Source organism: Acetobacterium sp., from assembly GCF_030652775.1.
Classification (GTDB): Bacteria; Bacillota; Clostridia; order Eubacteriales; family Eubacteriaceae; genus Acetobacterium.
Genome location: NZ_JAUSPS010000009.1, coordinates 1 through 4503 on the forward strand (window position 1 = coordinate 1; position 4503 = coordinate 4503).

5 protein-coding genes are annotated in these 4503 nt (G+C 48.5%); 1 reads left to right on the forward strand and 4 read right to left on the reverse strand.

All coding sequences use genetic code 11. From position 1 onward, the window contains the following. The 3 genes from Q7J41_RS01140 to Q7J41_RS01150 all read right to left on the reverse strand — a co-directional run. Window positions 1-490 (reverse strand): IS66 family transposase zinc-finger binding domain-containing protein (locus Q7J41_RS01140; RefSeq protein ID WP_370650966.1); only part of this gene is annotated, 490 nt, incomplete at its 3' end. Window positions 491-588: 98 nt separating this feature from the next. Continuing rightward, a complete protein-coding gene (tnpB, locus tag Q7J41_RS01145) occupies window positions 589-945 on the reverse strand; it encodes an IS66 family insertion sequence element accessory protein TnpB (RefSeq protein WP_304884435.1) in 357 nt (118 codons plus the stop codon). Beyond that, complete coding sequence (locus tag Q7J41_RS01150; RefSeq protein WP_304884436.1) at window positions 942-1256, reverse strand: hypothetical protein; 315 nt, start codon at window positions 1254-1256, stop codon at window positions 942-944. The genes tnpB and Q7J41_RS01150 overlap by 4 nt, the downstream gene beginning before the upstream one ends. Before the next feature lie 75 nt (window positions 1257-1331). Between Q7J41_RS01150 and Q7J41_RS01155 the strand changes: the two genes are divergently transcribed. After that, window positions 1332-1469, forward strand: a complete 138-nt coding sequence (locus Q7J41_RS01155) for a hypothetical protein (RefSeq protein WP_304884437.1) — start codon at window positions 1332-1334, stop codon at window positions 1467-1469. Window positions 1470-1614: 145 nt separating this feature from the next. On the opposite strand, the gene Q7J41_RS01160 is transcribed toward Q7J41_RS01155, so the two are convergent. After that, window positions 1615-4353, reverse strand: coding sequence for a methyl-accepting chemotaxis protein (locus Q7J41_RS01160; RefSeq protein WP_304884439.1), 2739 nt, complete (start codon window positions 4351-4353; stop codon window positions 1615-1617). Window positions 4354-4503 lie beyond the last annotated feature (150 nt).

Consider the following 4503-nt stretch of genomic DNA (forward strand, 5'->3'; position numbering starts at 1 on the left):
GATGTTCCTCCACTTCAAACCGGGCAGGAATAAATTTAAGCAATCGGGTGATTTCCACTTTCATGTCATGAAGGGGATGACTGCAATTGGGACAGATGCGTTCCGACTCCGGCAGCTCGTGTTCAATGACAATCGTTGGCAGATTGGAGAAATCCTGTTTCCGTTTCCCCTTGGATTTTTTATTACGGGGTTTCTTCGTATCCGCCAGGACATCGGCAAGATCCGGTTCAGCAACAGAAAAATCTGCAGCCGCTTCCGGTTCGTTGAAGAATGAGAGTTGATCACTTCCTTCGGGATAAGCGACTTTATCAGCGCCAGATCCGAATTTCTGGTGGGTCAGGAGTCGGATCTGTTCCATTGCCCAGGCCAGCTGGGTTTGCGTCTGAATCAACTGAACCTGCAGTTCGTTACAGGTTTTGAGCAGCTCATCAGGAGTCATCGATTGTGACATTAAAGGTTGAATTTTAGGTGATACCGATTGATTTTTCATACGTTTATTATACCATAAAGCCTCAGAAAAGAACAGCTAAACAATCGCAAAAATCGCATAACAGTGGGATTTTTGTGAGCTTTTAGAAGCTGAAAAACTTAGATTATCAAGCGCTTGTGAACGGCTCGATGGGCTTGCGGCTGTTCCAGCGAAAGGCCATCCAGAAGCCAGCGCAGCTGCCGTTCGGAAATGCCTTTAACCGTCTGGGATTCATTAAACACCCATTTAAACGTGCCCCGGCTGAGCTTACGATAGTAAAGCCACCAGCCGTTGTTTGACCAGCGGAGGATTTTAGCTTTATCACCTTTACGGTTAAAAAAGACATAGAGATGATTGGCAAAGGGATCCATATCGAAAGTCAGCTGTACGAGCGCCGAGAGCCCATTGATCGATTTTCGCATATCACAGGGAAAACAGGCAACATATACCTGATCGATCAGTGCCGTGTCAATCATATCCCCTGGAGCGTTTGAATTACAGCGGTTAAAACGGCTGGCTCAAAACCCGGATGCAGACTGATTTCAAAGTTATTAACCCGGATCATTACAGGTGTTGTCTCGGCAGTGGACGCTTTATCAATCAGTTTCATGGTAGCCCAGGTCTGTTCTGGCTTCGGCTGATCGGCGTCTTTGATTCGTCGCAGCCAGTAACGCAGGGTGGATACCTTCATTGCATTCCCATCGCACCATGTTTCTGCTGATTGGCCGGATTTGCGATAATCCTCAATCTGCTGGCGGCGAAATAGGTGCAGTTCATCTTTGGACATTAAAAATACCTCCATTTATTAATCTGATGAAGGTATTATCGCATGAATCTTTAGTATGAAATATGTGTAGGCTATTTGACATTAACGACCAAACTAAAAGGTAGCTACGATACATCCGGCGGCAATATCGCCGTGATCATCGGCGCCAACCAGATGGTGGTTGACTGGCTGACCAAGCATATTTCCGGCATGGATAAAAAAATCGGTGCCTAGGCTGTAAAACTTAAATCATAAAAACCCACCAAAGACGACTGTCATTGGTGGGCTTTTTCGTGGAACTACCGCCGACCATAAATAGATATGACTGACGGCAGCTCTTTTTTTTATTATTTGACAAGCAGCAGTTGTGACCGCTTTTTTAGTATTTGTCCAGATCATCTAAATCGATGATTGGCTCGGTTGGCGATGGACTGCTGGATTGCTCTGGTCGAGAAACCGCAACTGTCATTTGGCGGCTTTGGGTCTTAACATTTTTAATTTTAAAGGCATCCACCATTTGTTTGAGCATTTCTGCCTGTCCGGACAGCTGTTCACTGGCGGCGGCGCTTTCTTCGGCGGTGGCCGAGTTGGTCTGAACTACCGTTGAGACCTGCTCGATCCCCTGGTTGATCTGAGCGATTTCTGATGCCTGGTCGTTGGAGGCTCGGGCAATGCTGCCCACCAGTTCGGTTACCTGCTCAATTTCATGAAGAATCTCTTTTAAACTTTCTTCGGTCTGATCGGCAATTTTCGTGCCGGCTTCGACCTTATCAATGGAGCCTTCGATCAGACCGGTGGTTTCCTTGGCCGCTTCGGCACTACGGGCCGCCAGGGTTCGGACTTCTTCAGCAACGACGGCAAAACCCTTGCCATGCTGGCCGGCCCGGGCCGCTTCAACCGCGGCATTTAAGGCCAGAATATTGGTCTGGAAGGCGATGTCATCGATAACTTTGATAATCTTGGAAATACTCTGCGATGAGTCATTGATGTCCACCATCGCGGCGACCATTTTATTCATCTGACTGTTCCCCACTTCGGCATTGCTGCGCACCCGCATGGCCAGCTCGTTGGCCTGATTGGCATTGATGGCGTTGCGCTTGGTTTCACCAGCCACTTCTTCAATGGAGGCAGTCAGCTCCTGAATGCTACTGGCCTGCTCGGTGGTCCCCTGTGACAAAGCCTGACCGCCGGATGAAATCTGCTGGGAGCCAATTTCAACCTGGCCGGCAGCAATGTTAATATCCGACATGGTGGCACTGAGGCTGGTGGTGATATCGTTCAGGGCTGTTTTAATGGCCTGGAAGTCACCGAGATAATCCTCGGTGATGTGCTGATCCAGGTTACCCCGGCCAATTTCTTCCAGGGTATGGGTGATTTCATCGACATAACGCTTGAGAAAGGCCACCGTCTGGTTCATATCGTTTTTGATGATCGTATAATCACCGTTATAATTGCCCACCATGCCAGTGTTCAGGTTTCCTTTAGCCAGTTCCTGCAGGGTCGCCAAGGCTTCCTGAACCGGTGCCACCACGGCATCCAGGGTGGCATTAACGCCGTCCACAATTTTGGCAAAATCGCCCTGATGTTTGCTGGCATCGGCCCGGGTATCCAGTTTTCCGTCGATGCCGGCCTGAGCCAACAACCCGGCGTCGGCGACCAGGGCATTAACCGCGTCAATACAGGTGTTAAGGTTGTTCTTAATGGTATTAAAATCGCCATTATAGTTGTCGGTGATTTTTGCCGGGATATCTCCCCTGCTGATGTGATCCACATAATCGGCCGCCACATTCAGCGGTCCAATCACCGCATCCAGGGTGTTGTTGACACCGTCGACAATTTTGGCGAAGTCGCCGCCATGCTTACTGGCATCCGCCCGGGTACTTAAGCGACCTTCCACCCCAGCCTGTTCCAACATGCCAGCATCGGCAACCAGGGCATTCACCGCATCGATGCAGGTATTGAGGTTGTTCTTGATTTCATTAAAATCGCCATTATAATTGTCAGTGATTTTTGCTGGGATATCCCCTTTACTGATCCGTTCCACATAGTTGGCCGCCACATTCAGTGGCCCAACAACGGCGTCCAGGGTCTGATTAACCCCTTGAACGATTTCCTGAAAGCCGCCATTAAAGGCATCGGCATGACCTCTGGTGTCCAGACGTCCTTCCACGGCGGCTTGTGACAGCATCGTTGATTCACTAATCAGATCCCGGATGGTTGCGATGGTCTTTATAAGCGCGGGGGAGATTTCGTCCTGGTCATCTTTGACTTCAATCGTCGCCGAAACATCACCTTCGGAAATCTGGTTCATGGTAGCAATCACCACATTTTGGAGATCATCGGCCAGCCCGTCCATCGCCATGGCCATCTGGCCGATTTCATCGCGGCTATTCATATTCAGCCGCGCACCCAAATGCCCCAGCCGCATTTCTTTGATCATATATTCTGCTTTTTTAAGCAGACGACTGATGACTAAACTGAGGAAAAAACCTAAGGACAGAGCCAGCAGAACGCCGATTACCATCAAGGCCGTCATCGTGGTCACGACGTCGTTTGTCTGGTTATGATTGGCCTCGGACAGTTTTTTGCCATCCTCCACCGTCATATCGTGGATTTTTTCCAGGGCATCCTGTTCAGCCTGTGAGGCAATCCCGACGACCCCGGTAGTTGCGATCCGGGCAAGGGCTTCTTCGTCCTGATTCTGGCGAGCCAAGGCCATCACCGCTTCCAGCTCGGTCGCATAAACCCTTTGGGAATCGATGAACTGCTGATACAGTTGCTGCATCGATTCATCAAGAATATTCTGTTCAAAGGTCTCGGATAGTTTGGTGATTTTGTCGCTACTGGAAGCGATTTTATCGCCAGTTGCCGCAATGATTGCGGGATCATCGGCAATGATCATATCTCTGATATAGCTATTGATCTTCCCGAACTCAATACCCATATTCCCGCTATCCGAGGTTGGCAGCGTCACGTGTTCATACAGTTTCGTGCTGGATGCATCCAACGCTTTTATATTGGTGATCCCCATGTAGCCGACAATACCGATGATGACTGTTACCAGCATAAATCCGGCTAAAAGCTTTGTTCTGATCTTCATATTATAAAACCATTTCATTCTAAAATCTCCTCCATTATATTTAATTTATTAGGCGTTTGCAAAACGCCACAGCCCGCATAATTACGGGATTTTTTTAGATAAAAAAATATAACTCCTCACCAGATTGTGATAAAATTGAGTTGCTTATAAACAAATCTATCAACCTGA

Excerpts from the sequence above, each read along its gene's own strand:
- tnpB (WP_304884435.1), bottom strand. The coding sequence starts at position 945 with ATGATTGACACGGCACTGATCGATCAGGTATATGTTGCCTGTTTTCCC.
- Q7J41_RS01150 (WP_304884436.1), bottom strand. The coding sequence starts at position 1,256 with ATGTCCAAAGATGAACTGCACCTATTTCGCCGCCAGCAGATTGAGGAT.
- Q7J41_RS01160 (WP_304884439.1), bottom strand. The coding sequence starts at position 4,353 with ATGAAATGGTTTTATAATATGAAGATCAGAACAAAGCTTTTAGCCGGA.